Origin of the sequence: Microbacterium galbinum (assembly GCF_023091225.1) — a bacterium.
Lineage (GTDB): Bacteria > Actinomycetota > Actinomycetes > Actinomycetales > Microbacteriaceae > Microbacterium > Microbacterium galbinum.
The window spans coordinates 44,558-66,871 of sequence record NZ_JAHWXM010000002.1 but is presented as its reverse complement, the minus strand read 5'-3'; the positions used below and the strand labels follow the sequence as shown (position 1 = coordinate 66,871).

20 protein-coding genes are annotated in these 22,314 nt (G+C 70.1%); 9 read left to right on the top strand and 11 right to left on the bottom strand.

Annotated elements, in window-relative coordinates; translation table 11 throughout:
* The first annotated feature begins 27 nt into the window (after window positions 1-27).
* The 7 genes from KZC52_RS14410 to KZC52_RS14380 all read left to right on the top strand — a co-directional run bounded on the left by KZC52_RS14410 (window position 28) and on the right by KZC52_RS14380 (window position 8,083).
* Window positions 28-1,536 carry an ABC transporter ATP-binding protein gene (locus KZC52_RS14410; RefSeq protein WP_247624834.1) on the top strand — a complete coding sequence of 503 codons (1,509 nt, stop codon included), beginning with the start codon at window positions 28-30 and terminating at the stop codon, window positions 1,534-1,536.
* Entirely contained in the window at window positions 1,533-2,804 is a 1,272-nt protein-coding gene (locus KZC52_RS14405) for an ABC transporter permease (RefSeq protein WP_247624833.1), read from the top strand. Before KZC52_RS14410 ends, KZC52_RS14405 begins: the two co-directional genes overlap by 4 nt.
* A complete protein-coding gene (locus KZC52_RS14400) occupies window positions 2,801-4,081 on the top strand; it encodes an ABC transporter permease (protein ID WP_247624832.1) in 1,281 nt (426 codons plus the stop codon). The genes KZC52_RS14405 and KZC52_RS14400 overlap by 4 nt, the downstream gene beginning before the upstream one ends.
* A 7-nt stretch (window positions 4,082-4,088) precedes the next feature.
* Window positions 4,089-4,487, top strand: a complete 399-nt coding sequence (locus KZC52_RS14395) for a cytidine deaminase (protein WP_247624831.1) — start codon at window positions 4,089-4,091, stop codon at window positions 4,485-4,487.
* The gene (locus tag KZC52_RS14390; protein WP_247624830.1) at window positions 4,484-5,779 is read left to right on the top strand and encodes a thymidine phosphorylase; all 1,296 of its coding nucleotides are present in this window, start codon (window positions 4,484-4,486) and stop codon (window positions 5,777-5,779) included. The genes KZC52_RS14395 and KZC52_RS14390 overlap by 4 nt, the downstream gene beginning before the upstream one ends.
* A gap of 67 nt (window positions 5,780-5,846) precedes the next feature.
* Window positions 5,847-6,962: an adenosine deaminase gene (locus tag KZC52_RS14385; protein ID WP_247624829.1), complete on the top strand. Its 1,116-nt coding sequence runs from the start codon at window positions 5,847-5,849 to the stop codon at window positions 6,960-6,962.
* 2 nt (window positions 6,963-6,964) lie between these two features.
* Window positions 6,965-8,083, top strand: coding sequence for a polysaccharide deacetylase family protein (locus tag KZC52_RS14380; protein WP_247624828.1), 1,119 nt, complete (start codon window positions 6,965-6,967; stop codon window positions 8,081-8,083).
* 9 nt (window positions 8,084-8,092) lie between these two features.
* On the opposite strand, the gene KZC52_RS14375 is transcribed toward KZC52_RS14380, so the two are convergent.
* The 8 genes from KZC52_RS14375 to KZC52_RS14340 form a co-directional block, all read right to left on the bottom strand.
* The gene (locus KZC52_RS14375) at window positions 8,093-8,851 is read right to left on the bottom strand and encodes an alpha/beta hydrolase (RefSeq protein WP_247624827.1); all 759 of its coding nucleotides are present in this window, start codon (window positions 8,849-8,851) and stop codon (window positions 8,093-8,095) included.
* A gap of 37 nt (window positions 8,852-8,888) precedes the next feature.
* A complete protein-coding gene (locus KZC52_RS14370; RefSeq protein WP_247624826.1) occupies window positions 8,889-10,184 on the bottom strand; it encodes a flavin-containing monooxygenase in 1,296 nt (431 codons plus the stop codon).
* 81 nt (window positions 10,185-10,265) lie between these two features.
* Complete coding sequence (locus KZC52_RS14365) at window positions 10,266-11,423, bottom strand: mannitol-1-phosphate 5-dehydrogenase (RefSeq protein ID WP_247624825.1); 1,158 nt, start codon at window positions 11,421-11,423, stop codon at window positions 10,266-10,268.
* Window positions 11,420-11,854, bottom strand: coding sequence for a PTS mannitol transporter subunit IIA (locus KZC52_RS14360; RefSeq protein WP_247624824.1), 435 nt, complete (start codon window positions 11,852-11,854; stop codon window positions 11,420-11,422). The genes KZC52_RS14365 and KZC52_RS14360 overlap by 4 nt, the downstream gene beginning before the upstream one ends.
* Window positions 11,855-11,917: 63 nt before the next feature.
* On the bottom strand, window positions 11,918-13,534 hold the full coding sequence (locus tag KZC52_RS14355) for a PTS mannitol transporter subunit IIBC (RefSeq protein WP_247624823.1): 1,617 nt from the start codon (window positions 13,532-13,534) through the stop codon (window positions 11,918-11,920).
* Entirely contained in the window at window positions 13,531-15,216 is a 1,686-nt protein-coding gene (gene ptsP, locus KZC52_RS14350) for a phosphoenolpyruvate--protein phosphotransferase (protein ID WP_247624822.1), read from the bottom strand. Before ptsP ends, KZC52_RS14355 begins: the two co-directional genes overlap by 4 nt.
* Window positions 15,216-15,491 (bottom strand): HPr family phosphocarrier protein, encoded by a 276-nt coding sequence (locus tag KZC52_RS14345; RefSeq protein ID WP_247624821.1) that lies wholly within the window; start codon window positions 15,489-15,491, stop codon window positions 15,216-15,218. Before KZC52_RS14345 ends, ptsP begins: the two co-directional genes overlap by 1 nt.
* Window positions 15,488-15,802, bottom strand: coding sequence for a PTS sugar transporter subunit IIB (locus KZC52_RS14340; RefSeq protein WP_247624820.1), 315 nt, complete (start codon window positions 15,800-15,802; stop codon window positions 15,488-15,490). Before KZC52_RS14340 ends, KZC52_RS14345 begins: the two co-directional genes overlap by 4 nt.
* Before the next feature lie 170 nt (window positions 15,803-15,972).
* Between KZC52_RS14340 and KZC52_RS14335 the strand changes: the two genes are divergently transcribed.
* Window positions 15,973-17,892 (top strand): BglG family transcription antiterminator, encoded by a 1,920-nt coding sequence (locus tag KZC52_RS14335; protein WP_247624819.1) that lies wholly within the window; start codon window positions 15,973-15,975, stop codon window positions 17,890-17,892.
* A gap of 38 nt (window positions 17,893-17,930) precedes the next feature.
* On the opposite strand, the gene KZC52_RS14330 is transcribed toward KZC52_RS14335, so the two are convergent.
* The 3 genes from KZC52_RS14330 to KZC52_RS14320 form a co-directional block, all read right to left on the bottom strand.
* The gene (locus KZC52_RS14330; protein WP_247624818.1) at window positions 17,931-18,194 is read right to left on the bottom strand and encodes an HPr family phosphocarrier protein; all 264 of its coding nucleotides are present in this window, start codon (window positions 18,192-18,194) and stop codon (window positions 17,931-17,933) included.
* A 66-nt stretch (window positions 18,195-18,260) separates the two neighbouring features.
* Window positions 18,261-19,931, bottom strand: coding sequence for a phospho-sugar mutase (locus KZC52_RS14325; RefSeq protein ID WP_247624817.1), 1,671 nt, complete (start codon window positions 19,929-19,931; stop codon window positions 18,261-18,263).
* On the bottom strand, window positions 19,928-20,761 hold the full coding sequence (locus KZC52_RS14320) for a purine-nucleoside phosphorylase (protein WP_247624816.1): 834 nt from the start codon (window positions 20,759-20,761) through the stop codon (window positions 19,928-19,930). The genes KZC52_RS14325 and KZC52_RS14320 overlap by 4 nt, the downstream gene beginning before the upstream one ends.
* A gap of 49 nt (window positions 20,762-20,810) precedes the next feature.
* On the opposite strand from KZC52_RS14320, the gene KZC52_RS14315 reads away from it, so the two are divergent.
* Entirely contained in the window at window positions 20,811-22,259 is a 1,449-nt protein-coding gene (locus KZC52_RS14315; RefSeq protein ID WP_247624815.1) for an NAD(P)H-quinone dehydrogenase, read from the top strand.
* The last annotated feature ends 55 nt before the right edge of the window (window positions 22,260-22,314 follow it).

Sequence of the window (22,314 nt, the reverse complement as noted above, 5' to 3'; positions counted from 1 at the left end):
TCCGGTCTGCTGAATAGGATCGAATACATGAAGCTTGAACTGCGCGGCATCACGAAGAGATTCGGGGCGCTGACAGCCAACGACCACATCGATCTCACCGTCGAAGAGGGTGAGATCCACTGTCTTCTCGGAGAGAACGGCGCCGGCAAGTCGACGCTGATGAACGTTCTCTACGGCCTCTACCAGGCCGACGAGGGAGACATCCTGCTGGACGACGTCGTCCAGCACTTCGACGGACCCGGCGACGCCATGGCAGCCGGCATCGGCATGGTGCACCAGCACTTCATGCTGATCCCCGTCTTCACCGTCGCCGAGAACGTCATGCTCGGCCATGAGCAGACCCGATTCGGAGGTCGTCTCGACCTCGCGGCCGCTCGCGCGAAGGTGCGCGAGATCTCGGACCGCTTCGGATTCGCCGTCGACCCCGACGCCCTCGTCGAAGACCTCCCGGTCGGCGTGCAGCAGCGCGTCGAGATCATCAAGGCGCTGTCGCGCGAGGCGAAGGTGCTCGTGTTCGACGAGCCGACCGCCGTGCTCACCCCGCAGGAGACCGACGAGCTGATGGCGACGATGCGCCAGCTCAAGTCGCAGGGCACGTCGATCGTCTTCATCACCCACAAGCTCCGCGAGGTCCGTGAGGTCGCCGATCGCATCACCGTGATCCGTCTCGGCAAGGTCGTCGGCGAGGCATCGCCCACGGCCTCGAACGAGGAACTCGCCTCGCTCATGGTCGGCCGCGCGGTCGAGCTCACCGTCCACAAGGACGCACCGACGCTGCGCGAGAACGGTCTCAGCGTGCAGGGCCTCACCGTCACCGACCGCTCCGGCATCGTCCTCGTCGACGACGCGAGCTTCGAGGTGCACGGGGGAGAGGTCCTCGCGATCGCCGGTGTGCAGGGCAACGGTCAGACCGAGCTCACCGAGGCGATCCTCGGCCTGCAGGACCACGTGCGCGGAAGCATCCGCCTCGACGGCGAAGAACTCGTCGGACGCACCGTGCGGCAGATCCTCGACGCGGGTGTGGGCTTCGTGCCCGAGGACCGCAGCGTCGACGGTCTCGTCAAGGAGTTCTCGATCTCGGAGAACCTCATGCTCGACCGGTCGTTCGGCGGGGAGTTCGTCTCCGCCGGAACGGTGCGCCGTGGCGCTCTCGACGAATTCGCCCGCGCCAAGATCGCCGAGTTCGACATCCGTACGCAGGGACCGGCGCAGGCCGCCGGCCGTCTGTCGGGCGGTAACCAGCAGAAGGTCGTCCTCGCCCGCGAGCTCAGCCGCGACCTCGCGCTGTTCGTCGCCGCGCAGCCGACCCGTGGAGTCGATGTCGGATCGATCGAGTTCATCCACAAGCGCATCATCGACACGCGCGATGCGGGTGTTCCGGTGATCGTGATCTCGACCGAGCTCGACGAGGTCGCCGCCCTCGCCGACCGGATCCTCGTGATGTACCGCGGCCGCGTCGTCGGCATCGTGCCCGGCAACACCCCCCGCGATCAGCTCGGTCTGATGATGGCGGGCATGAACGGAGAGAGCGCATGAGCGTCGTAGAGACCAAGGGACCGCTCGCCGAGCCGGAGACCGTCGTGGCCCCCTCGCGGTGGCGCGTCGCGTTCCAGCAGATCGTCTCGGGCAACGCGATCATCTCGGTGCTCGCCGTCCTGATCGCGGTCGTCGTCGGCTCGATCATGATCGCGGCGACGAACGAAGAGGTGCAGGAGACGGCGGGGTACTTCTTCGCCCGTCCCGGTGACATGATCGCCGCCGTCTGGCAGGCCGTCAGCGGTGCGTACGCCGCGCTGTTCCGCGGCGCGATCTACAACTTCAACGCCGACGACTTCGCCACCGGCATCCGTCCGCTGACCGAGACGCTCAAGTTCGCGACGCCGCTGATCGCGGCCGGACTCGGTGTCGGCCTCGCGTTCCGCGCCGGGCTGTTCAACATCGGTGGTCAGGGGCAGATGCTCATGGCGGCCGCGGCCGGCGGATACGTCGCGACGCAGATCGACATGCCGTTCCCGCTGCACCTGATCGCCGCCGTCATCGCCGGTATGGTCGCCGCAGCCCTGTGGGCCGGTATCGCCGGGATCCTCAAGGCGCGCACGGGCGCGCACGAGGTGATCACGACGATCATGCTCAACCACATCGCCTTCTACCTGCTGGCCTGGATGCTGGCGACGCAGGGCATCCTGCAGGCGGCGGGATCGAGCAACCCGAAGACGGCTCCGATGCCCGACTCGGCCGTGCTCCCGCTGCTGCTCGGTGACACCTACAAACTGCACTGGGGCTTCCTGGTGGCTCTGGCCGCCGTCGCCTTCACGTGGTGGCTGCTCGAGCGTTCGTCGCTCGGTTTCCGCTTCCGCGCGGTGGGGGAGAACCCCGCGGCGGCCCGAGTCGCGGGTATCGACGTCGGCAAGATGTACTTCGTCGTCATGCTGATCGCCGGTGCGCTGGTGGGTATCGCCGGCATCAGCCAGATCCTCGGCACCGAGACCAGCGGTTTCGGCGGTTCGATCGACGCGGGCATCGGCTTCGACGCCATCACGGTCGCTCTGCTCGGGCGCTCCTCGCCGATCGGCATCCTCGGCGCCGGACTCCTCTTCGGGGCGTTCAAGACCGGTGGTTTCACGATGCAGTCCTCGCAGGGCATCCCGATCGAGATCGTGCTCGTCGTGCAGTCGCTGATCGTGCTCTTCATCGCCGCGCCCCCGCTGGTGCGCGCGATGTTCGGTCTCCCGCAGCCCGGGCGTCCCTCACGCAAGAAGACCCGAGCGGCCAAGAAGTCGCAGAAGCAGGAGGTGTCGGCATGAGCGCCGTCACGAATGCCGCCGTCGCGATCGAGGAGCCGCGCGCCGTCGCCGTCGCCTCGTGGAAGGCGCCGATCATCTTCGGGATCGTCACGGTCCTGTTCGCCCTCCTGCCGTTGCTCGCCCCGCGCGACGGGGAGACGACCTTCCGGCTGGCCTCGGCCGACGCGTTCTTCGCGATCCCGGACGTGATCCTGCCCGCGAACGCGACCGCCTGGGTCGCCGTCGTGGTGCTCGCCGCGGTCACCGTCTTCGCGTTCGTGCGGGCATCCGCGCGTCGCAGCATCCCGCTCTGGTTGGTGATCGTCTACGTCGCAGCCCTCCTGCTGGGCTTCCTCGCCTGGGCCGCCGCCGGTGAGACGCTGCGCATGATCAGCCTGCTCGGGGGAGCGCTGGCCCTGGCCACGCCCCTGATCTTCGGCGCCCTGGGCGGCGTGATCGGTGAGCGCGCCGGTGTCGTGAACATCGCGATCGAGGCGCAGCTGCTGGCGGGCGCCTTCTCGGCAGCGATCGCCTCGTCGATCACCGGTTCGCCGTGGGCGGGTCTGGTCGCCGCGATGGGTGCGGGCATGCTCGTCTCGCTCGTGCTCGGCGTCTTCACGATCACGTACTACGTCGACCAGGTCATCGTCGGTGTCGTGCTCAACGTGCTGGTGATCGGTCTGACGACCTTCCTCTTCCGCGTGGTGCTCGCCCCGAACACCGAGACCCTCAACAGCCCGGCCACGTTCGACACCGTGTCGATCCCCGTGCTGAGCGAGATCCCGGTCATCGGCCCGATCCTGTTCCGCCAGTCGTTCATCGTCTACCTGATGTTCTTCGTGGTCGCGCTCGTCTGGTTCGGTCTGTACCGCACCCGGTGGGGTCTGCGCCTGCGCGCGGTCGGCGAGCACCCGCAGGCGGCCGACACGGTCGGCATCAAGGTTCTGGCGACCCGCTACCGGGCGATCCTGCTCGCCGGTGCCGTCGCCGGCATGGGCGGCGCGTTCTACACGCTCGTCTCGGTGCCGCGCTTCAACCAGGAGATGACGGCGGGGGCGGGCTTCATCGCCCTCGCCGCGGTGATCTTCGGTAAGTGGGACCCGATCAAGGCCACCCTCGCGGCGCTGCTGTTCGGCTTCGCCACCAACCTGCAGGGCGTGCTCAGCGTCATCGGATCCCCGGTGCCGAGCCAGTTCATGCTCATGCTGCCGTACGTCGTGACGATCTTCGCGGTCGCCGGCCTCGTCGGGAAGTCGCGGGCCCCCGCGGCTGACGGCGAACCGTACATCAAGTCCTAGGAGAGACATGACAGACATCGACTGGGACGAGCTGCGCCAGGTCGCCACGTCCGCCATGGAGAAGGCCTACGCCCCCTACTCGCGCTACCGCGTGGGGGCTGCGGCACTGGTGGGAGACGGGCGCATCGTCGCCGGCTGCAACGTCGAGAACGCGTCGTACGGCGTCACCCTGTGCGCCGAGTGCGCTCTCGTCGGCGATCTGCACATGTCCGGCGGCGGCCAGCTCGTCGCCTTCGTGTGCGTGAACAACGACGGGCAGACGATCATGCCGTGCGGCCGCTGCCGTCAACTGCTGTTCGAGCACGCGATGCCCGGAATGCTGCTCGAGACCGTCTCCGGCATCCGCACGATCGACGAAGTACTGCCGGACGCGTTCGGCCCCCGCGACCTGGAGGACGCACGATGAGCACGGTGGAGCCCTACGACGCGGTCGACGTCATCCGCGCGAAGCGCGATGGCGGCGCCGTTCCGGAACCCGCCCTGCGATGGATGGTCGACGCGTACACGCGTGGCTACGTCTCGGACGCGCAGATGGCCTCGTTCGCGATGGCGATCTTCCAGCGCGGCATGGAGCGCGACGAGATCCGTGTGCTCACCGACGCGATGATCGCGTCGGGGGAGCGGATGAGCTTCGCCGCCCTCGGCAAGAAGACGGTCGACAAGCACTCCACGGGCGGCGTGGGCGACAAGATCACGCTGCCGCTCGCTCCGCTGGTCGCGGCGTTCGGGGTGGCGGTGCCGCAGCTCAGCGGCCGCGGCCTGGGCCACACGGGCGGCACGCTCGACAAGCTCGAGTCGATCCCCGGCTGGCGCGCGGCGCTCAGCAACGAGGAGATGTTCGCCCAGATGCAGGGCGACGTCGGTGCGGTGATCTGCGCGGCGGGTTCCGGTCTCGCCCCCGCCGACAAGAAGCTCTACGCGCTGCGCGACGTGACCGGCACGGTCGAGGCGATCCCGCTGATCGCGTCGAGCATCATGTCGAAGAAGATCGCGGAGGGCACGGACGCCCTCGTGCTCGACGTCAAGTTCGGCTCGGGCGCCTTCATGCAGGACATCGATCGTGCGCGCGAGCTCGCTCGCACGATGGTCGCGCTCGGCACCGATTCGGGCGTCGCGACGACGGCTCTGCTCACCGACATGAACGTGCCCCTCGGCTTCGCGATCGGCAATGCCAACGAAGTGCGCGAGTCGGTCGAGATCCTGGCCGGCGCAGGTCCCGCCGACGTCCGCGAGCTCACGATCGCGCTCGCCCGCGAGATGCTCGCGCTGGCAGGTCAGCCGGATGCCGATGTGGAGGCGGCTCTCGACGACGGGCGCGCGATGGATCAATGGAAGGCGATGATCCGCGCGCAGGACGGCGACCCGGATGCCGCGCTTCCGGTCGCCCGCGAGACCCACGTCGTCACGGCGCCCGCCGACGGCGTCATCAGCCGCATGGACGCCCTGCCGTTCGGCATCGCGGCCTGGCGTCTCGGCGCCGGCCGTGCGCGCGCCGAGGACCCCGTGATCTTCGAGGCGGGGATCGACCTGCACGCGAAGCCGGGCGACCGCGTCGTCGCCGGACAGCCGCTGTTCACGCTCTCGGCGGCCAACGAGGCGCGCTTCCCGCGCGCGATCGAGGCGCTCGAGGGAGCGTGGGAGATCGGAGCGGATGCGCCCGCGCGCGGACCGATCGTGCGCGAACGCATCACGGCCTGACCTCCGGCCCGCTACCCTGAACACGGCGGTCACCACCGCCACACTTTTCTGCGACTGGAGGATCCCCATGGCGATCGATGCGAACGGCGACGTCAAGATCCAGGGGATCTCCCTGCGGAGTCTGCCGAAGGTGTCGCTGCACGACCATCTCGACGGCGCGCTGCGTCCGGCGACGATCGTCGAGCTGGCGGATGCCGCGGGCATCGAGCTGCCGCAGAGCGATGCACGCTCGCTCGGGCGCTGGTTCGCGAAGCAGAGCGATTCGGGCTCGCTGGTCGAGTACCTGAAGACGTTCGACCTCACGATCGCGGTCATGCAGACGCCGGAGGCGTTGACCCGGGTGGCCCGGGAGTTCGTGCAGGACCTGGCGAAGGACGGCGTGATCTACGGCGAGGTGCGCTGGGCGCCCGAGCAGCACCTGGCGGGCGGCCTCAGCCTCGAGCAGGTCGTAGAGGCCGTGCAGCAGGGGATCGAGGAGGGCGAGGACGCCGCGGACGCCGCGGGGCACAGCATCCGCGTCGGCCAGCTGCTGTCGGCGATGCGCCAGCACGATCGCGCCCGCGAGATCGCGGAACTCGCGGTCGACTTCCGCGGCCGCGGCGTCGTGGGCTTCGACACCGCGGGCCCCGAGGACGGCTTCCCGTCGTCGAACTATCGCGAGGCCTTCGACTACCTCGCCGACAACTTCTTCCCCGTGACGGTGCACGCCGGCGAGGCGGCCGGACTCGACTCGATCCGCTCCGCCCTGCTCGACGGACGTGCTCTGCGGCTCGGGCACGGCGTGCGCATCGCCGAGGATCTCGAGGTCATCACGCGCGAGGGCGATGAGGTGCAGGTGCAGTTCGGCGAGGTGGCGCGCTGGGTGCGCGACCGCGAGATCCCGCTCGAACTGTCGCCGTCGTCGAACCTGCAGACCGGGGCGGTCGCCGCCTGGGGCTCGGAGCTCGCCGATCACCCGTTCGATCTGCTCTACCAGCTCGGCTTCGCCGTCACCGTGAACGTCGACAACCGCACCATGAGCGCGACCTCGCTCACCCGTGAGCTCGCCCTTCTCGTCGAGGCGTTCGAGTACGACCTCGACGATCTCGAGACCTTCCAGTTCAACGCCGCGGCCGCGACGTTCCTCCCGGTCGAGGAGCGCGAAGAGCTCGTGGAGATGATCGCCGAAGGCTTCGACGCCTGACCATGACGACTCGGGGGAGCCGTTCGCGGGCACGGCGCAGACGCCGGGGGATCTGGATCGGCGCGGTCGTCGCCGTGGCGGTCGTGGCGGGTGGCGCCGCTGCCGCCTTCACGTGGATGAATCGCGAGCCGGAGCCTGTCCCGCGCGTCGAGGCGACGCCGATCGAGCGCCCGTTGACCGCGGCGCAGCAGCTCGTCGCCGACTCCGGTGATCCGAACGGGTGCGCCGTGTCGTTCACGGGCGAGGGCATCGCGCTCGACATGCAGGTGCAGTCGCAGGGCGCGCTCTACCAGTACCTGCCGATCCCGGCGCAGGATGGTCGCGTGTTCGCCGGGTGGTACGCCACGGCCGACGACGCGGCGGCCCAGAACGTCGCGGCGCGCGTCAACGGGGCGGACGCGGTCGTCTGCACGGATGCCGAGGTCGAGCTGTTCGGCGCGTGGACGACGCCCGAGGCGAACACGGCGGCCGATGTGCAGGTGCCGATCCTCATGTACCACCAGTTCACCCCGAACCCCGAGGGGGAGTCCGGGTGGCTGCGCGGCAACTACGCCTACATCGGCGACTTCGACGCGCAGATGAACCACATCGCGACGACCGGGTTCTACCTGCCCACGTGGGACGAGCTGAGCGCGTTCATCGATGGCCGGCTGTCGCTACCCGCGCGCTCCGTCATCATCACCGATGACGACGCCGACCAGACGTGGTTCGACCTCGCCGTGCCGGTCGTCGACAAGTACAAGCTGCTCTCGACGTCGTTCATGATCACCGCCTACCGGCAGGACCCGCCGCCGTCGCCGTACGTGCTGCGCCGCTCGCACACGCACGACATGCACCAGGCCGGTGCCAACGGTCGGGGCCGGATGGAGAACTGGACCGCCGACGAGATCGCCGCCGACCTCAACACCTCCGGCGACGTGCTGGGCGTGCGCGAGGTCATCGCCTACCCGTTCGGGCACTACAACGACACGGCGAAGCAGGGCGTGACGCAGGCCGGCTTCGAGATGGCGCGCACCATCGAGCCGGGTTACGTCGAGATCGGCACCGACAAGCTGGCGCTGCCGGTCGTGCGCATCGACTACGGCATGGGCCTCGAGTCGCTGATCTCGCGGATCGGCTGAACTCCGCGCTCAGCCCGCGGCCGCCAGCGCGTCCTCGGAGAGGAACGCACCGAGGAGTTCGGTGACCGTGGCGTGCATCTCTTCGTCCGAGATCGACGGCGTGCCGTCGCCGGCCTGCGGGCCGTAGTCCCCGAACGAGGCGTGCGAGGCGCCGTCGATCTCGACGAGGTCGGCATCGGCGGGCAGGTTTCCGCGCGCATCCGAGATCTTCGCCGGCGTCGAGAGGCCGTCCTCGGAGCCGGCGAGGCTGAGCACCGCGAGATCGGTGCCGGATAGATCGTTGGCGCAGTACGAGCCGAAGAGCACGAGCGCATCGGCATCCGCCGCGAGCTGGCAGGCGCGCACGCCGCCCAGCGAGTGGCCGCCCACGGCCCACACGTCGACGTCGGGCGCGGCGGAGGTGAAGGAGTCGAGGGGGCGCGGGTCGAAGAAGGCGAGGTTCAGCCAGGGGCGCGTGATCACGACCGTGACCCCCTCCTCGGCGACGCCCTGCAGGATCGCGGCGTACGCCCAGGGGTCGACCTTCGCGCCGGGCACGAAGACGAGACCGATCTCGGAATCCCCGTCGGCGGGCGCCAGGACGATGCCCTGCTCCGCGTCGTCGACCGTGATCGCGGGGTTCTCGCGCACGGCGGCGAGGGGGGCCTTCTCCGCCCCCATCACACCGATCTGGCTCCAGGCGACGATGCCGCCGGCGCCGAGGAGGACGAGGATCAGGATGCTCCACAGCGTCCACTTCAGGACGCGCCGGCCACGCTTCTTCTGCACCTCTCCAGGGTACGCGCGATGCCTGGGAGAGCACCGCTCACGCGGGTTGCGCGAGAGCCTGCTGCTCCCGCCGGACAGCGCCGCGGTAGGCGTCCTTGTTGACGTAGTAGGCCATGCGGTCGAGGCCCAGGTAGTGATACCCGCCGGTGAGGTCGGGCCAGGCGGAATCGGTCACCCTCGCGCGGAACCGCGCCGCGCGGGCCGGGTCCCGCTCCGCCGCGTCGAGATACGTGGCGAGGAGCTCCGCCTGCTCGTAGCGGCCCTGCCAGCCGATCCCGGATGCCTCGATCATGCCCATCACGAACAGCCCGTTGAACGACGACGGGAACACGTGCAGGAAGAGCCGGGGGGAGGCGCCGCGCCAGTTCAGGTGCGCGGGATCGACGAACGGATAATCGAGTCGGTAGCCGGTCGCGAGGAGCACCAGGTCGTACTCGCCGGACGATCCGTCGCGGAAGTGCACGGTCGAGCCGTCGAAGCGGTCGACGTCGGGCCGGACGCGCAGATCGCCCTGGCCGAGGTGATTGAGCACCATGGTGTTCACGATCGGATGCGACTCGTAGATGCGGTGGTCGGGCTTCGGGAAGCCGAACCGCACGGGGTCGCCGGTGAAGGCGCGCAGCACGCGGGAGTCGAGGGCCTGCTTGAGCCGGGCGGGCAGCGGACGGCCCTGGTTCAGGGTGTCGCTCGGGCGACCGAAGAGGTAGCGCGGAACGAAGTAGTAGCCGCGACGCACGCTCATGTCGATCGCGTCGGCGTGGTGCACGGCATCCACTGCGATGTCGCAGCCCGAATTGCCGGCGCCGATGATGAGCACCCGGCGTCCCGCGAGCTGCGCGGGGGAGGAGTAGGCGCTCGTGTGCAGCATCTCGCCGGTGAAGTCGCCCGGGAAGGCGGGGACGTTCGGCTCGGCGAGCGTGCCGTTCGCGAGCACGATGCCGGCGTATCGGTGCATGTGCTCGCCGTCCGGGCCGACGCTCGTCAGGTCCCAACCACCGTCGTCGCGGGGGTCGAGCCGGGTGACGCGCGTGTCGAAGCGGAAGAGCTCGGTCAGACCGAAGTGATCGGCGTACTCCCGGAAGTACTCGAGCAGCGCCGCGTGGCCCGGATAGTCGATCGTCGATCGCATCGGGAACTCGCGGAACTCGGTCGTCGTGCGCGACGAGATGAGGTGCGCCGACTCGTACATCGTGCTGCGCGGATTGGAGATGTCCCAGAGGCCGCCGACGCCGTGCGAGGCCTCGTAGCCAACGACGGGGATGCCGCGCTTCCGCAGAGCGCGGACGGCGGCCAGGCCCGACGGTCCCGCGCCGATCACGGCATAGGTGTCCATGTTGCCCCCGCACGTCCGTGTACCGAAAACGCCCCCGCACCCCGATCGTATCGGGGTGCGGGGGCGTCCGCGATCGATGGATCAGGCGGCGCGGAGAGCGTCCTGTCGGGCGGCCACGACCGCCTCGACGGCGACGAAGAGCGGATGCTGCGGCTCCAGCCCCGTCGTGCGCGTCGTGAACGTCTGCGCGTCCAGCGTGCCGAGCAGCTGGCGCAGCTCGACGGCCTGGGTGTCCTCGGCATCCTCGAACTCGAGGGTCGCGGCGATGGCCGCCACGAGCGCGTCCGTCGACAGGCCGTGCTCGGCGGCGGCGGCGGCAGGTCCGATGAACCGCTCGTGCCGCGAGATCTTGCGCAGCGGCTGGCGTCCGACGCGCTGCACGGTGTCGACGAGCGCCGGATTGCGGAAGCGCTCGAGGATGGTCGCGCGGTACTCGGCCAGATCGGCCGGGTCGAGCCCGTGGGTCGCGGCGAGCACCGCCGAGGTCTCCTCGAGGGCCGCGCCGACCGCCGCGGCGATCTGCGGATCGGCGAGGGCGTCGGAGATCCGGTCGATGCCGGCGCGGGCGCCGAAGTACGCGGTGGCCGCGTGACCGGTGTTGACGGTGAACAGCTTGCGCTCGATGTATGGGTCGAGGTCGTCGACGAAGTGCGCGCCGGGGATGCTCGGCAGCGAGCCGCCGAACGGGCCCTGCTCGATCGTCCACTCGAAGTACGGCTCGACCGTGACGTCGACTCCCGCACCCTCGGGCTGGGCCGGCACGATGCGGTCGACGGCCGTGTTCGCGAACACGGCCTTCGCGAGCAGCTCGCGCGCGTCGGCGCCCGCGGCGCTCTCGATCTCGGCGCGGAGCAGATCGGTCGCGCCGATCGCGTTCTCGCACGCCATGATCACCAGCGGCGCGGCGTCGGGGGAGCGGCGGGTGAGACCCGCGACGATCGTCGGCGCGATGAAGCGCAGGACGGTCGGGCCGACCGCGCAGGTCACGACGTCGGCCGTGGCGACCTCGTCGGCCGCGGCATCCGGATCGGTCTTGCTGTTGACGGCCCGGAACCCGGTCACGGTGCGGTCGACGCCCCCCGGCCCGACCTCGTGCACCGTGTACGCGTCGACGGCGTTGATCGCATCGACGAGCGCATCCGCCACATCGGAGAAGACGACCTCGTAGCCGCCCTCGTGGAGCAGGAGGCCCACGAACCCGCGGCCGATGTTGCCGGCGCCGAACTGGACGGCCTTCATCCCTCGTTCACCGCCGAGAGCAGGGCGAAGAGCTCGTCGGGGGTCTGCGCCGCCGTCAGCTTCGCGACGTCGTCCTCGTCGGAGAACAGGATCGCGATCTGCGAGAGGATCTCGAGGTGCTCGTCCCCGCGTCCGGCGATGCCGATCACGAACGTCGCCGGCTCGCCCGCCCAGTCCACGCCGCCGTCGTAGCGCACGACGGAGAGGGCCGAGGCGAGGATCGCGTCCTTGGTCTCGTTGGTGCCGTGCGGGATCGCGAGACCGTTGCCCATGAAGGTCGAGACCGTCTCCTCGCGCTGACGCATCGCGTCGACGTAGGCCGGGGTCACGGCGCCCACCGAGACCAGGATGTCGGTCGCCTCCTGCAGGGCCTCCTCCTGCGTCGCCGATCCCGGGTGGATCCGGATCTGGTCGAGGGTGAGAACGCTCATGATGTTTCCTTTCTGAGAATGGTCCGGTGGGCGGATGCCGCAGCATCCGCCCACCGGGGTGTGTCACGCGTCGGTGTCGCGCTGGGCGCGCACCATCTCGACGACCTCTTCATACTTCGGGGAATTCATGAAGTTGTCGACCGATACGTGCAGGGAGTTCGGCGACTGGGCCTTCGCGCGATCGGTCAGCTGCTGCTGCGTGATCACGAGATCGGCCGTTCCGTCGAGGTTCGCGATCGCCTGGTTGGTGACCGTGACGCCCTCGACGCCCGCCTTCTTGAACTTGTTGCGCAGGACGCTCGCGCCCATGGCGGAGGAGCCCATACCGGCGTCGCACGCGAACACGACGTTCTCGATGCGGCGATCGGTCGCGACGGCCGTGCCACCGTCGGCTGCGCCGCTCGAGGTGCGCAGTGCGTCCATCGCGGCGGAGGACTTGCCCTTGTTGGCCTCGGTCTGTGCGATCGCGGCGCCGAAGGTGTCGCCCTCTGCCTCGAGGTCGCGCCTGCGGGAGGCCCGCAGGATGACGGCCGTGATGAGGAAGGTCACGGCCGCGGCGATGAGCACCGACAGGTAGACGACGACGAGGTTGCCGACGCCCGAGCCGATCGCTCCGGCGGTGACGGCGATGATGCTTCCCGGTGCGGCCGGGAAGCCGAGACCGCCGCCGAGGAGCATGTTCGTCGTGACACCGGCCGCGCCACCCGCGATGAGGGCGAGGATGGTGGTCGGCTTGCTGAGCGCGTACGGGAAGTAGATCTCGTGGATACCACCGAAGAACTGGATGACGGCCGCGCCCGGAGCCGAGGCCTTCGCCGCGCCGACACCGAAGAAGGTGAAGGCGAGCAGCAGACCGAGGCCGGGGCCGGGGTTCGCCTCGATGAGGAAGAGGATCGACTTGCCCGTTTCGGCGGCCTGCTCGATGCCGAGCGGGGTGAAGACGCCGTGGTTGATGGCGTTGTTGAGGAACAGCACCTTCGCCGGCTCGACGATGATCGAGACCAGGGGCAGCAGGTTGAGCGAGACGAGCCAGTCGACCGCCGCGCCGAGCACGGCGCTGATGCCGAGCATGACCGGGCCGAAGGCGAAGAAGCCGACGATCGCGAGGATCATGCCGAGGATTCCGGCCGAGAAGTTGTTGACGAGCATCTCGAAGCCGGGGCGGATCTTGCCGTCCCACAGCTTGTCCATCTGCTTCGTGATCCAGGCCGCGATCGGGCCCATGATCATCGCGCCGAGGAACATCGGGATGTTGGTTCCGACGATGACACCCATGGTGGCGATGGTCGCCACGACGCCACCGCGCTCGCCGTAGACCATGCGGCCCGCGGTGTTAGCGATGAGGAGCGGCAGAAGGTACGTGACCATCGGTCCGACCAGACCGACGTAGGCGAAGATGTTGCCGTCGGCGCCCTCGGCGACCGCCGTCATGGCCCCCTGCCATCCGATGACGGCGGAGTCTCCGCCGCCGCCGATGATCTCGGCCACCGGAGCCCAGTGCCAGCCGAAGGGGCTCTTGGCGCCGAAGAACCCGGCCGGGATGAACAGCATGGTGATGAAGCCCCACGCGATGAACGCCGCGATATTGGGCATGATCATGCCGGAGAGGAACGTGCCGAAACGCTGCACGCCCGTTCGGAGCCCGTTCGCCTTCGCGGGGGCTGGTGACGTCGTCGTCATGATGTCGTCTCTTTCTGGTGAGGAGGGAGGGCCGTGGATGCTTCCACCACGGCCAGGCGTGCACCGGCGGCGTCGTCCGCCGCCAGTGCGAGCTCGGCGAGGTTACGGGCCTCGTCGAGCGTGCGTTCGGAGAGCGCGTGGCGGACGTCCGCCAGCGCTGCGGGAGCCATCGAGAGGCTCGTGGCGCCGAGGCCCACGAGCACGATGGCGAGGAGGGGATCGGCGGCGGCCTCGCCGCAGATGCCGACGGGCTTGCCGAGACGAGAACCTGCGGCCCCGACCTCGCGCACGAGGCGCAGGACCGCGGGGTGCCAGGGGTCCTGGAAGCTCGCGACCGATCCGAGCAGGCGATCGGCCGCCATCGTGTACTGCGTCAGGTCGTTGGTGCCGATCGAGGCGAAGTCCGCGTGCGCGAGCACCCGGTCGGCGAGCAGCGCGCTCGCCGGAACCTCGACCATGACGCCGGCGGTCTTCAGCCCGTATTCGCGGGCGAGGCCGGTGAAGTACGCGGTCTCCTCGACGGTCGTGACCATCGGCGCCATGACCCACAGGTCGGCGGAGGTGGCGGCATCCGCCTCGGCGAGGGCCGTGAGCTGCTCGCGCAGGATGTCCTCGCTCGCGCGCAGGGAACGCAGGCCCCGGAGCCCGAGTGCCGGGTTCTCCTCGTGGGCGTCGTTGAGGAAGGCGAGGGGCTTGTCGGCGCCCGCGTCGAGCATGCGCACGACGACCTTCTTGCCCGGGAACGCGGCGAGCAGCTCGCGGTACGACTCGCGCTGCTGAGCGATCGTGGGCGCCTGCGTGGCCGAGAGGAACAGGAACTCGGTGCGGAAGAGCCCCACGCCCTCGGCGCCGCGCTCGACGGCGTCCGCGGCATCCGCGGGCTTGCCGAGGTTCGCCAGGAGTGGGATCGCGGTGCCGTCGGCCAGCGCTCCCGGCGTCGCGGGTGCAGCGTCGGCGGAGGCGCGCTCCGCGGCGCGCTGGGCGGCGCGGTCGAGGGCGTCCTGTGCGGGGTCAGCGGTGACGATCCCTGCCGCGGCGTCGACGATGACCGTCGTGCCGGTCGCGAGAGCCGCTGCCTCGGTCGCTCCGACGATCGCGACGATGCCCTTCTCACGCGCGAGGATCGCGGTGTGCGAGGTGGGGCCGCCATCGCTCGTGATGAGCGCGAGCACCTGGTCGAGATCGAGCAGGGCGGTGTCGGCGGGCGCGAGATCGCGCGCCACGAGGACGAACGGATGCCCCGGGTTCGGTACACCGGGCGCCTCGACACCGCGCAGGCGAGCGAGCACCCGCTGGGCGATGTCGTCGAGGTCGGCGGCGCGTTCGCCGAGATAGCCGCCGACGGCCTCGAGCGTGGCCTTGAATCCCGCGAAGGCGTCGTGCACGGCCCACTCGGCGGTGGCGCCGGCGTCGATGCGCTCGTCGACCTCGTCCTGGAGCGTCGGGTCCTCGGCGATCATCGCCTGGGCTTCGAGCACCTCCTGGGCCGACCCGCCCGCCGCCTCGCCGCGGGCGGTGAGTTCCTGGGCGACGACCGCTACGGCCTCGCGCACGCGGGTGCGCTCCGCCTCGGCGCCGACGGTGCTGGGCGTCTGGTCGGGCGCGGGCAGCGCCTCGGTCATGCGCACGACCGGGCCCTGCGCGACGCCGAGCCCGATGCCGACTCCGCGCAGCTCGCTCATCAGGATTCCTGGTCGTGGTCGGTGGTCAGCAGTTCGGTGAGCGTGTCGAGCACACCCTCCGCGCTGTCGCCGTCGGCCGTGAGGGTGACGTAGTCGCCGTGCTCGATCGCGAGGGCGATGACCCCGAGGATGCTGGCCGCGTTGACGGCCTTGCCGGAGTCCTTGGCGATCGTGACGGGGATGCCCGCCTCCTTGGCGGCCTGCGCGAAGAGCTTCGCGGGGCGCGCGTGCAGTCCGTGGGAGGAGCCGATCCGAACGGTGCGTGAAACGGTCATGGTGTTCCTTTCGGGGTGGTCTCCGCGGCGAGCAGCGCGCGCACCAGGGCGAGCGTCCGTTCCCCGTCGCGGTCGGCGAAGATGTCGGCGGGCAGGAGGGCGACGGGAACCCCGGCGCTCGCGCGCAGGGCGTCCACCCGGTCCGCGAGGTGCGGGCCGACGAGGAGCGCATCCTGTGCGCCGGGGAAGACGGAGGACTCCACTCCGGCGACGGCATCCCATTCGAGACCCGCGTCGGATGCGGCGCGCCGCAGTCGCTGTGCGACGAACGTGCTCGACGCACCCGCGCCGCACACAATGAGGATCCTCATCGATTCCACCTTCCTGAGAACAGTCTGTGAAAGACCGGGGTGGCGTGCCAACAGGATCCTTTCCGCCCCTGCGGAACCCCGCTTCCGGCCCCTGCTCCGGCCGCGGCCTGACATCATGGGAGGGCGGCGCACAGAGAAGTCGCGCACGTACGACGAGCAGAGGGAGGATCATGTCGCGCCAGCGCCAGGACCAGATCCTCACCGCTCTGCTGCGTCGGGGATCGTGGGCGACCGCTGCCAGCCTCGCCGATCTGGTCGGGGTGACGCCCCGCAGCATCCGCTCGTACGTCGCCGCCCTCAACGCCCGCGTCGGCGGCGACGCCGTCGAGTCCGGTCCCGCGGGTTATCGCGCGGGCCCCGCCGCGCGCGATGCGCTGCGCGCGCGGTCGGGTGGCGAGTCCGCTCCTCGCGATCGCCTGCACGCCGTGGTGCGGATGCTCCTCGACGAGCCCGACGGCATCGACATCTACGCGACCGCCGAGCGGTTGCACGTGAGCGAGGCGACCCTCGAGTCCGATCTCGCCCGTGTCCGCAGCCTCCTCGACGGCACGGACCTCGTGCTCGAGCGCGATCGCGAGATCGTGCGCCTGCAGGGCACCGAGGAGGAGCAGCGCCGGCTGATCTCGCGCCTCGCCCACGACGAGATGGATGCCGCGTCGTTCCACCCCGAGACGTTCCGTCGTGCGCTCGCCGGCACGGGCATGTCGGCCGAGGCGGTCGGCCCGTTCAAGTCGGCGCTCGTGCGCGAACTCGGAAGGCTCGGCTACTTCGTCAACGAGCTCGCGATCTCGGACGTGCTCCTGCACATCGCGATCGCGACGGACCGCGTCGCCGCGGGCTACGCGATCGCGGGCGTCCCGACCGGAGCGCACGACGAGATCCCGCGGGTGGGGGAGACGATCTCACGCCTGGCGACCGAGCACTTCGGCGTCGAGCTGGGGGAAGGCGACAGCCGGCACCTCGCCTCGCTCGTGCTCACCCGGGTCGTCGCTCCCGGCGAGGAGGCGACGCGGGAGGTCGCCCGCAGCGGCGTGGAGGCCGGGGTCGAAGACGCGGTGCGCGCCGAGCTCGCCCGGGCTGCGGCCGAGTACGACGTCGACCTCGTCGAGGACTCGTTCGTGCTCCGCCTCTCGCTGCACGTGCAGAACCTGCTCCGGCGTGCGCAGGGCCAGGCCTTCGCCCGCAACCCGCTCACGCGCTCGTTGAAGACTTCGTACCCCATGATCTTCGAGGTCGCGGTGTCGATCGCCTCGGGGTTGCACGACCGCCTCGGCACCCCGATCCACGACGACGAGATCGCCTACATCGCCATGCACGTCGGCGGACGGCTCGAACGCAGCCGCAAGGCCGCGTCAATCCTCACCGCCACCATCGTCTGCCCGGGGTATTACGAGCTGCACGAGCTGCTGCGATCGAGCGTCGACCGCTCACTCGGTTCGGCGATCGAGGTGACGAGCGTGGTGACCAGCGTCGACCCGGACTGGTCGTCGTTCGACACCGACCTCGTGCTCAGCACGATCGAGCCCGCCCTCACCGGCGACCGCTTCGTGCGCATCCATCCGTTCTTCACCGACTCCGACGTCGAGCGCGTGCAGCAGGCCGCCGGTCGCATCCGCCGCGGTCGCCGGCTCACGCACCTGCGCGAGGAGCTCGCCCAGTACTTCGATGCCGATGCCTTCGTGCACCCGCTGCCCGACGAGGGCGAGGAGGCGATCATCCGACGCCTCGGAGGACTGCTCGTGGACACCGGCGTCATCGGGGAGGACTACGTCGAGAACACCATCGTGCGCGAGCGGATGTCGTCGACCGCGTTCACCGATGCACTCGCCGTGCCGCATGCGCTGCAGATGACCGCGACGCGCACGGCCATCGCGATCGGGGTGGCCGACGGATCGGCCGCCTGGGCGGACGGGCGTGTGCAGGTGGTCGCGCTCGCCGCCTTCAGCGAGGGCGATCGCGCGGCGTTCCAGACCGTGTTCGAGCAGCTCGTCGAGGTCTTCAGCGAGCGCGAGAGCGTGCAGCGGATCGTGCGCCGCGGAACGACCTTCGAGGCCTTCCTCGACGAGCTCGTCGCCGTCATCGACGGCTGAACGGCCTCGCCGTCATCACCGCAGACAGCGGAGCGGGGTCAGCTCGCCGGCGCGAGGACGGCCGCCAGCTCGTCGAGCAGCTCATCGGCACCCGGACCCGCCGCGGTCTGCAGCTCGACGGCATCGCCCGTGCCGAGCGCGAGGTCCATCACGGCCAGCACGCTGCGCAGATCGACGGTCGTCCCGTCCGAGGTGCGCAGGGTGACCGGTGCCCCGTGCGCCTGCACGAGACGGACGATCTCGGCGACGGGTCGGGCATGCACTCCGTTGTGCGCGCTGACGATGACGTGGCGGGTCGGCATGATCCGATCGTATCCGGGTATGCCGACGGCGCGCGGCCCCGAGGGGCCACGCGCCGTCGTGAGGGATCAGGAGCGCTCGTCGAGGAGTTCCCGCACACCGGTCTCGATCTCGGCGACCGCTGCGCGGGCTTCGTCGGCCGAGGCACCCGCGGCGTCGATGTACACCTTGAGCTTGGGCTCGGTACCGCTCGGGCGCACGATCACCCGTGAGCCGTCGTCGAGCCGGTAGCGCAGCACATCGCCCGAGGGCTGACCCGCGGCTGCGTGCAGAAGATCCTCGGCCGAGGCGACCGGGCGGCCGGCGATCTGGACCGGGGGCAGCGTGCGCAGGGCCAGCATGACGCGCCCGATGATCGAGAGATCGTCGACGCGGATCGAGACCTGACCGCTCGAGAAATGCCCGTAGGTGTCGCCGAGTTCCGCGAGCAGATCCGCGATCGATGCGCCGCGGTCGCGGGCCTCGGCGGCGAGGCCGAGGATCGCGACGGCTGCGGAGATGCCGTCCTTGTCGCGCACCGTCTCGGGGTTCACGAGATAGCCGAGGGCCTCCTCGAAACCGAAGACGATGCCGGGCGCACGGGAGATCCATTTGAACCCCGTGAGCGTCTCGTGGAAGTCGAGGCCGTGGTGCGCGGCGATCGCGCCGAGGCCCGGCGACGACACCAGTGAGCACGCGAGCGCTGCGCCGGGCGTACCGGCGGCGGCGCGCGCGGCGCGGGCGCCCAGGAGCAGGCCGACCTCGTTGCCGGTCAGGCGACGCCAGCCCTCGGGGGCAGAGTCGTCGGGGATGGCGACGGCGAGGCGGTCGGCGTCCGGGTCGTTGGCGAGGATGAAGTCCGCGTTCGTACGACGGGCACGCGCGAACGCGAGGTCCATCGCTCCCGGCTCCTCCGGATTCGGGAAGGAGACCGTGCGGAAGGTCGCGTCCGGCGCGAGCTGTTCGCCGACGACGGCGGGCCGCGGGTACCCCGCGGCGGTCACGATGCGCGCGAAGGTCTCCCACCCGACGCCATGCATCGCCGTGTACACCCAGCGCAGGCCCGATGCGCTCGCGGGAGCGGGGGCGACCGCGGCGGTGGCGGCCACGTACGCATCGACGACGTCTTCGCCCGCGACCTCGTAGGAGGTCGAGCGGGGGAGAGCGGCGATGCTGCCGGCATCCGCGATGCGCTGGATGGATGCCGCGATCTCGGCGTCCGCCGGAGCGACGATCTGCGAGCCCTCGTCGGCGCCGCCGAGGTAGACCTTGTAGCCGTTGTCGTTCGGCGGGTTGTGGCTCGCGGTCACCATGACCCCGGCATCCGCACCGAGGTGGCGCACCGCGAACGCGAGCACCGGTGTGGGCAGCAGACGGGGGAGCAGCACGGCACGCAGTCCCGCGCCGGCGAAGATCTCGGCGGAGTCCGTGGCGAACACCCGCGAGTTGCGGCGTCCGTCGTAGCCGATCACCACGGTCGGGGTCGCGCCTCCCGAGCGCTCGCGCAGATACGCGGCGAAGCCCGCGGCGGCCTGCGTCACGAGCACCCGGTTCATGCGGTTGCTCCCGGCCCCGAGTTCGCCGCGCAGACCCGCCGTCCCGAAGGCCAGGCGGGCGCCGAAGCGGTCGTCGAGGTCGGCCAGCGCGGCCTCCTCGCCGCTCGCCGCGCGCGTGATGATCCCGGCGAGCTGGTCGCGGGTCTCGTGGTCGGGGTCCTGGCGCATCCAGGCGCGTGCCTGGGCGAGCCGCTCCTCGCTCACAGCGCCTCGACCACTCGGGCGAGGAGGGCCGAGATCACCGGCTCCGCCTCGCGGCCGGCTTCGATCACCTCGGCGTGGCTGAGGGGCGTCTTCTGGATGCCGGCGGCGAGGTTCGTGATCAGCGAGAAGCCGAGCACCTCCATGCCCGCCTCGCGAGCGGCGATCGCCTCGAGAGCGGTCGACATCCCGACGATGTGCCCGCCGATGACCTTCGCCATCTGCACCTCGGCCGGCGTCTCGTAGTGCGGGCCGCGGAACTGCGTGTAGACGCCCTCGTCGAGGCTCGGGTCGACGCTGCGGGCGATGTCGCGCAGGCGCTTCGCGTACAGATCGGTGAGGTCGATGAAGGTGGCGCCCTCGAGCGGGGAGTCGGCGGTGAGGTTGATGTGGTCGCTGATGAGCACCGGCTGGCCGGGCGTCCAGGTCTCGCGGATGCCGCCGGCGCCGTTCGTGAGCACCATGATCTTCGCGCCGGTCGCCGCCGCCGTGCGCACGCTGTGCACGACACGACGGACGCCGTGGTCCTCGTAGTAGTGGGTGCGCGCGCCGATGACGAGGACGTTCTTGCCGTCGGGGGTGCGGATGCTGCGCAGGGTGCCGACGTGGCCCTCGAGCGCGGGCTTCGAGAAGCCGGTCACCTCGGTCGCGGGGATGGTCGCGACGGTCTCGCCGATGATGTCGGCGGCCTTGCCCCAACCGCTGCCGAGCGTGAGCGCGATGTCGTGCTTCTCGACGCCGGTCAGCCGGGCGATGTCGGCGGCGGCGGTGGCGGCGACCTCGAACGGGTTGGCGTTCGGGTCGTCCAGGGGGTTGCTGTGAGTCTCGGACATAGGCTCCACTCTAGGAAGGTGACGGCTCGGCTGCCAAGATTGCGGAAGAATGGCTTTCATGTCTTCCACCCCTTTCGAGCGCACTCAGCGCGTCGCCGTCCTCGGCGGCGGTCCCGGCGGTTACGAGGCGGCCCTGGCTGCCGCTCAGCTCGGAGCCGAGGTGACCCTGGTCGAGCGCGTCGGCGTGGGCGGTGCGGCAGTCCTCACCGACGTCGTGCCGTCGAAGAGCCTGATCGCGACGGCCGATGCCGCGGTCGCGATCTCCGAGGCGAGCGACCTCGGTGTGCAGTTCTACGCGAAGGGCGAGAAGGGCAAGCCGCTCAAGCCCGAGATCGCGATCAACCTCGCTGCCGTCAACAAGCGCCTGATGGCGCTCGCCGGGCAGCAGTCGGAGGACATGCGGGCGACCCTCCTCGAGGCGGGTGTGCGCATCCTCTCCGGTCACGGGCGGCTGGAGGGTTCCGACGCGATCGTCGTCTCGACCGGTCAGGGCGGCACCGACTTCGACCGCGTGGAGGCCGACACCATCGTGGTGGCGGTCGGCGCGGCTCCCCGCGAACTGGAATCCGCCAAGCCCGATGGCCGACGCATCCTCACGTGGACGCAGCTGTACGACATGAAGTCCCTCCCGGAGCACCTGATCGTGGTCGGCTCGGGTGTCACCGGTGCCGAGTTCGCCTCCGCGTACATGAACCTCGGTGCGAAGGTGACGCTCGTCTCCAGTCGCGACCAGGTGCTTCCCGGTGAGGACCAGGATGCCGCCCGCGTGCTCGAGAAGGTCTTCAAGCGCGGTGGCATGACCGTGCTCTCGAAGGCCCGCGCCGATAAGGTCGAGACCACGAAGGACGGCGTCACCGTCACGCTCTCCGACGGCCGCACGGTCGACGGCAGCCACTGCCTCATGGCGGTCGGATCCATCCCCAACACCGCCGACATCGGTCTGGCCGAGGCGGGCGTGGAGCTCACCGAGCAGGGGCACGTCCGTGTGAACCGCGTGGCGCGCACCTCGGTCCCCAACATCTACGCGGTGGGCGACTGCACCAACTTCTTCCCGCTGGCCTCCGTCGCGTCGATGCAGGGCCGTACGGCCGTGTTCCACGCTCTCGGCGACATCGTGATCCCGCTGGAGCAGATCAAGATCACCTCGAACATCTTCACCGCGCCCGAGATCGCGACCGTCGGGTACTCCGAGAAGGACGTCGAGGACGGCGTGGCCGACGGCATGGTCTACAAGCTCCCGCTGGCGGCGAACCCGCGCGCGAAGATGATGGGCATCAAGGACGGCTTCGTGAAGCTCATCGCCCGCAAGGGGTCGGGAACCGTCATCGGCGGCGTGATCGTCGCCCCGAAGGCCTCCGAGCTGATCTACCCGATCGCGATCGCCGTCGAGCGGCGCCTCACGGTCGATCAGGTCTCGCGCGTCTTCGCGGCGTACCCCTCGCTGTCCAGCAGCATCACGGACGCGAGCCGGGCGATGCACCTGTTCAACATCTCCTGAGCGGACGACGCGAAAGGCGCCCCACCTCGGTGGGGCGCCTTTCGCGTGTTCGGGG

What these genes read in the sequence shown, in the direction of transcription:
- KZC52_RS14400 (WP_247624832.1), top strand. Translation starts at nt 2,801, where the DNA reads ATGAGCGCCGTCACGAATGCCGCCGTCGCGATCGAGGAGCCGCGCGCC.
- KZC52_RS14380 (WP_247624828.1), top strand. Translation starts at nt 6,965, where the DNA reads ATGACGACTCGGGGGAGCCGTTCGCGGGCACGGCGCAGACGCCGGGGG.
- KZC52_RS14390 (WP_247624830.1), top strand. Translation starts at nt 4,484, where the DNA reads ATGAGCACGGTGGAGCCCTACGACGCGGTCGACGTCATCCGCGCGAAG.
- KZC52_RS14410 (WP_247624834.1), top strand. Translation starts at nt 28, where the DNA reads ATGAAGCTTGAACTGCGCGGCATCACGAAGAGATTCGGGGCGCTGACA.
- KZC52_RS14355 (WP_247624823.1), bottom strand. Translation starts at nt 13,534, where the DNA reads ATGACGACGACGTCACCAGCCCCCGCGAAGGCGAACGGGCTCCGAACG.
- KZC52_RS14340 (WP_247624820.1), bottom strand. Translation starts at nt 15,802, where the DNA reads ATGAGGATCCTCATTGTGTGCGGCGCGGGTGCGTCGAGCACGTTCGTC.
- KZC52_RS14360 (WP_247624824.1), bottom strand. Translation starts at nt 11,854, where the DNA reads ATGAGCGTTCTCACCCTCGACCAGATCCGGATCCACCCGGGATCGGCG.
- KZC52_RS14395 (WP_247624831.1), top strand. Translation starts at nt 4,089, where the DNA reads ATGACAGACATCGACTGGGACGAGCTGCGCCAGGTCGCCACGTCCGCC.
- KZC52_RS14315 (WP_247624815.1), top strand. Translation starts at nt 20,811, where the DNA reads ATGGCTTTCATGTCTTCCACCCCTTTCGAGCGCACTCAGCGCGTCGCC.
- KZC52_RS14405 (WP_247624833.1), top strand. Translation starts at nt 1,533, where the DNA reads ATGAGCGTCGTAGAGACCAAGGGACCGCTCGCCGAGCCGGAGACCGTC.
- KZC52_RS14320 (WP_247624816.1), bottom strand. Translation starts at nt 20,761, where the DNA reads ATGTCCGAGACTCACAGCAACCCCCTGGACGACCCGAACGCCAACCCG.
- KZC52_RS14345 (WP_247624821.1), bottom strand. Translation starts at nt 15,491, where the DNA reads ATGACCGTTTCACGCACCGTTCGGATCGGCTCCTCCCACGGACTGCAC.
- KZC52_RS14335 (WP_247624819.1), top strand. Translation starts at nt 15,973, where the DNA reads ATGTCGCGCCAGCGCCAGGACCAGATCCTCACCGCTCTGCTGCGTCGG.
- KZC52_RS14330 (WP_247624818.1), bottom strand. Translation starts at nt 18,194, where the DNA reads ATGCCGACCCGCCACGTCATCGTCAGCGCGCACAACGGAGTGCATGCC.
- KZC52_RS14365 (WP_247624825.1), bottom strand. Translation starts at nt 11,423, where the DNA reads ATGAAGGCCGTCCAGTTCGGCGCCGGCAACATCGGCCGCGGGTTCGTG.
- KZC52_RS14370 (WP_247624826.1), bottom strand. Translation starts at nt 10,184, where the DNA reads ATGGACACCTATGCCGTGATCGGCGCGGGACCGTCGGGCCTGGCCGCC.
- KZC52_RS14385 (WP_247624829.1), top strand. Translation starts at nt 5,847, where the DNA reads ATGGCGATCGATGCGAACGGCGACGTCAAGATCCAGGGGATCTCCCTG.
- ptsP (WP_247624822.1), bottom strand. Translation starts at nt 15,216, where the DNA reads ATGAGCGAGCTGCGCGGAGTCGGCATCGGGCTCGGCGTCGCGCAGGGC.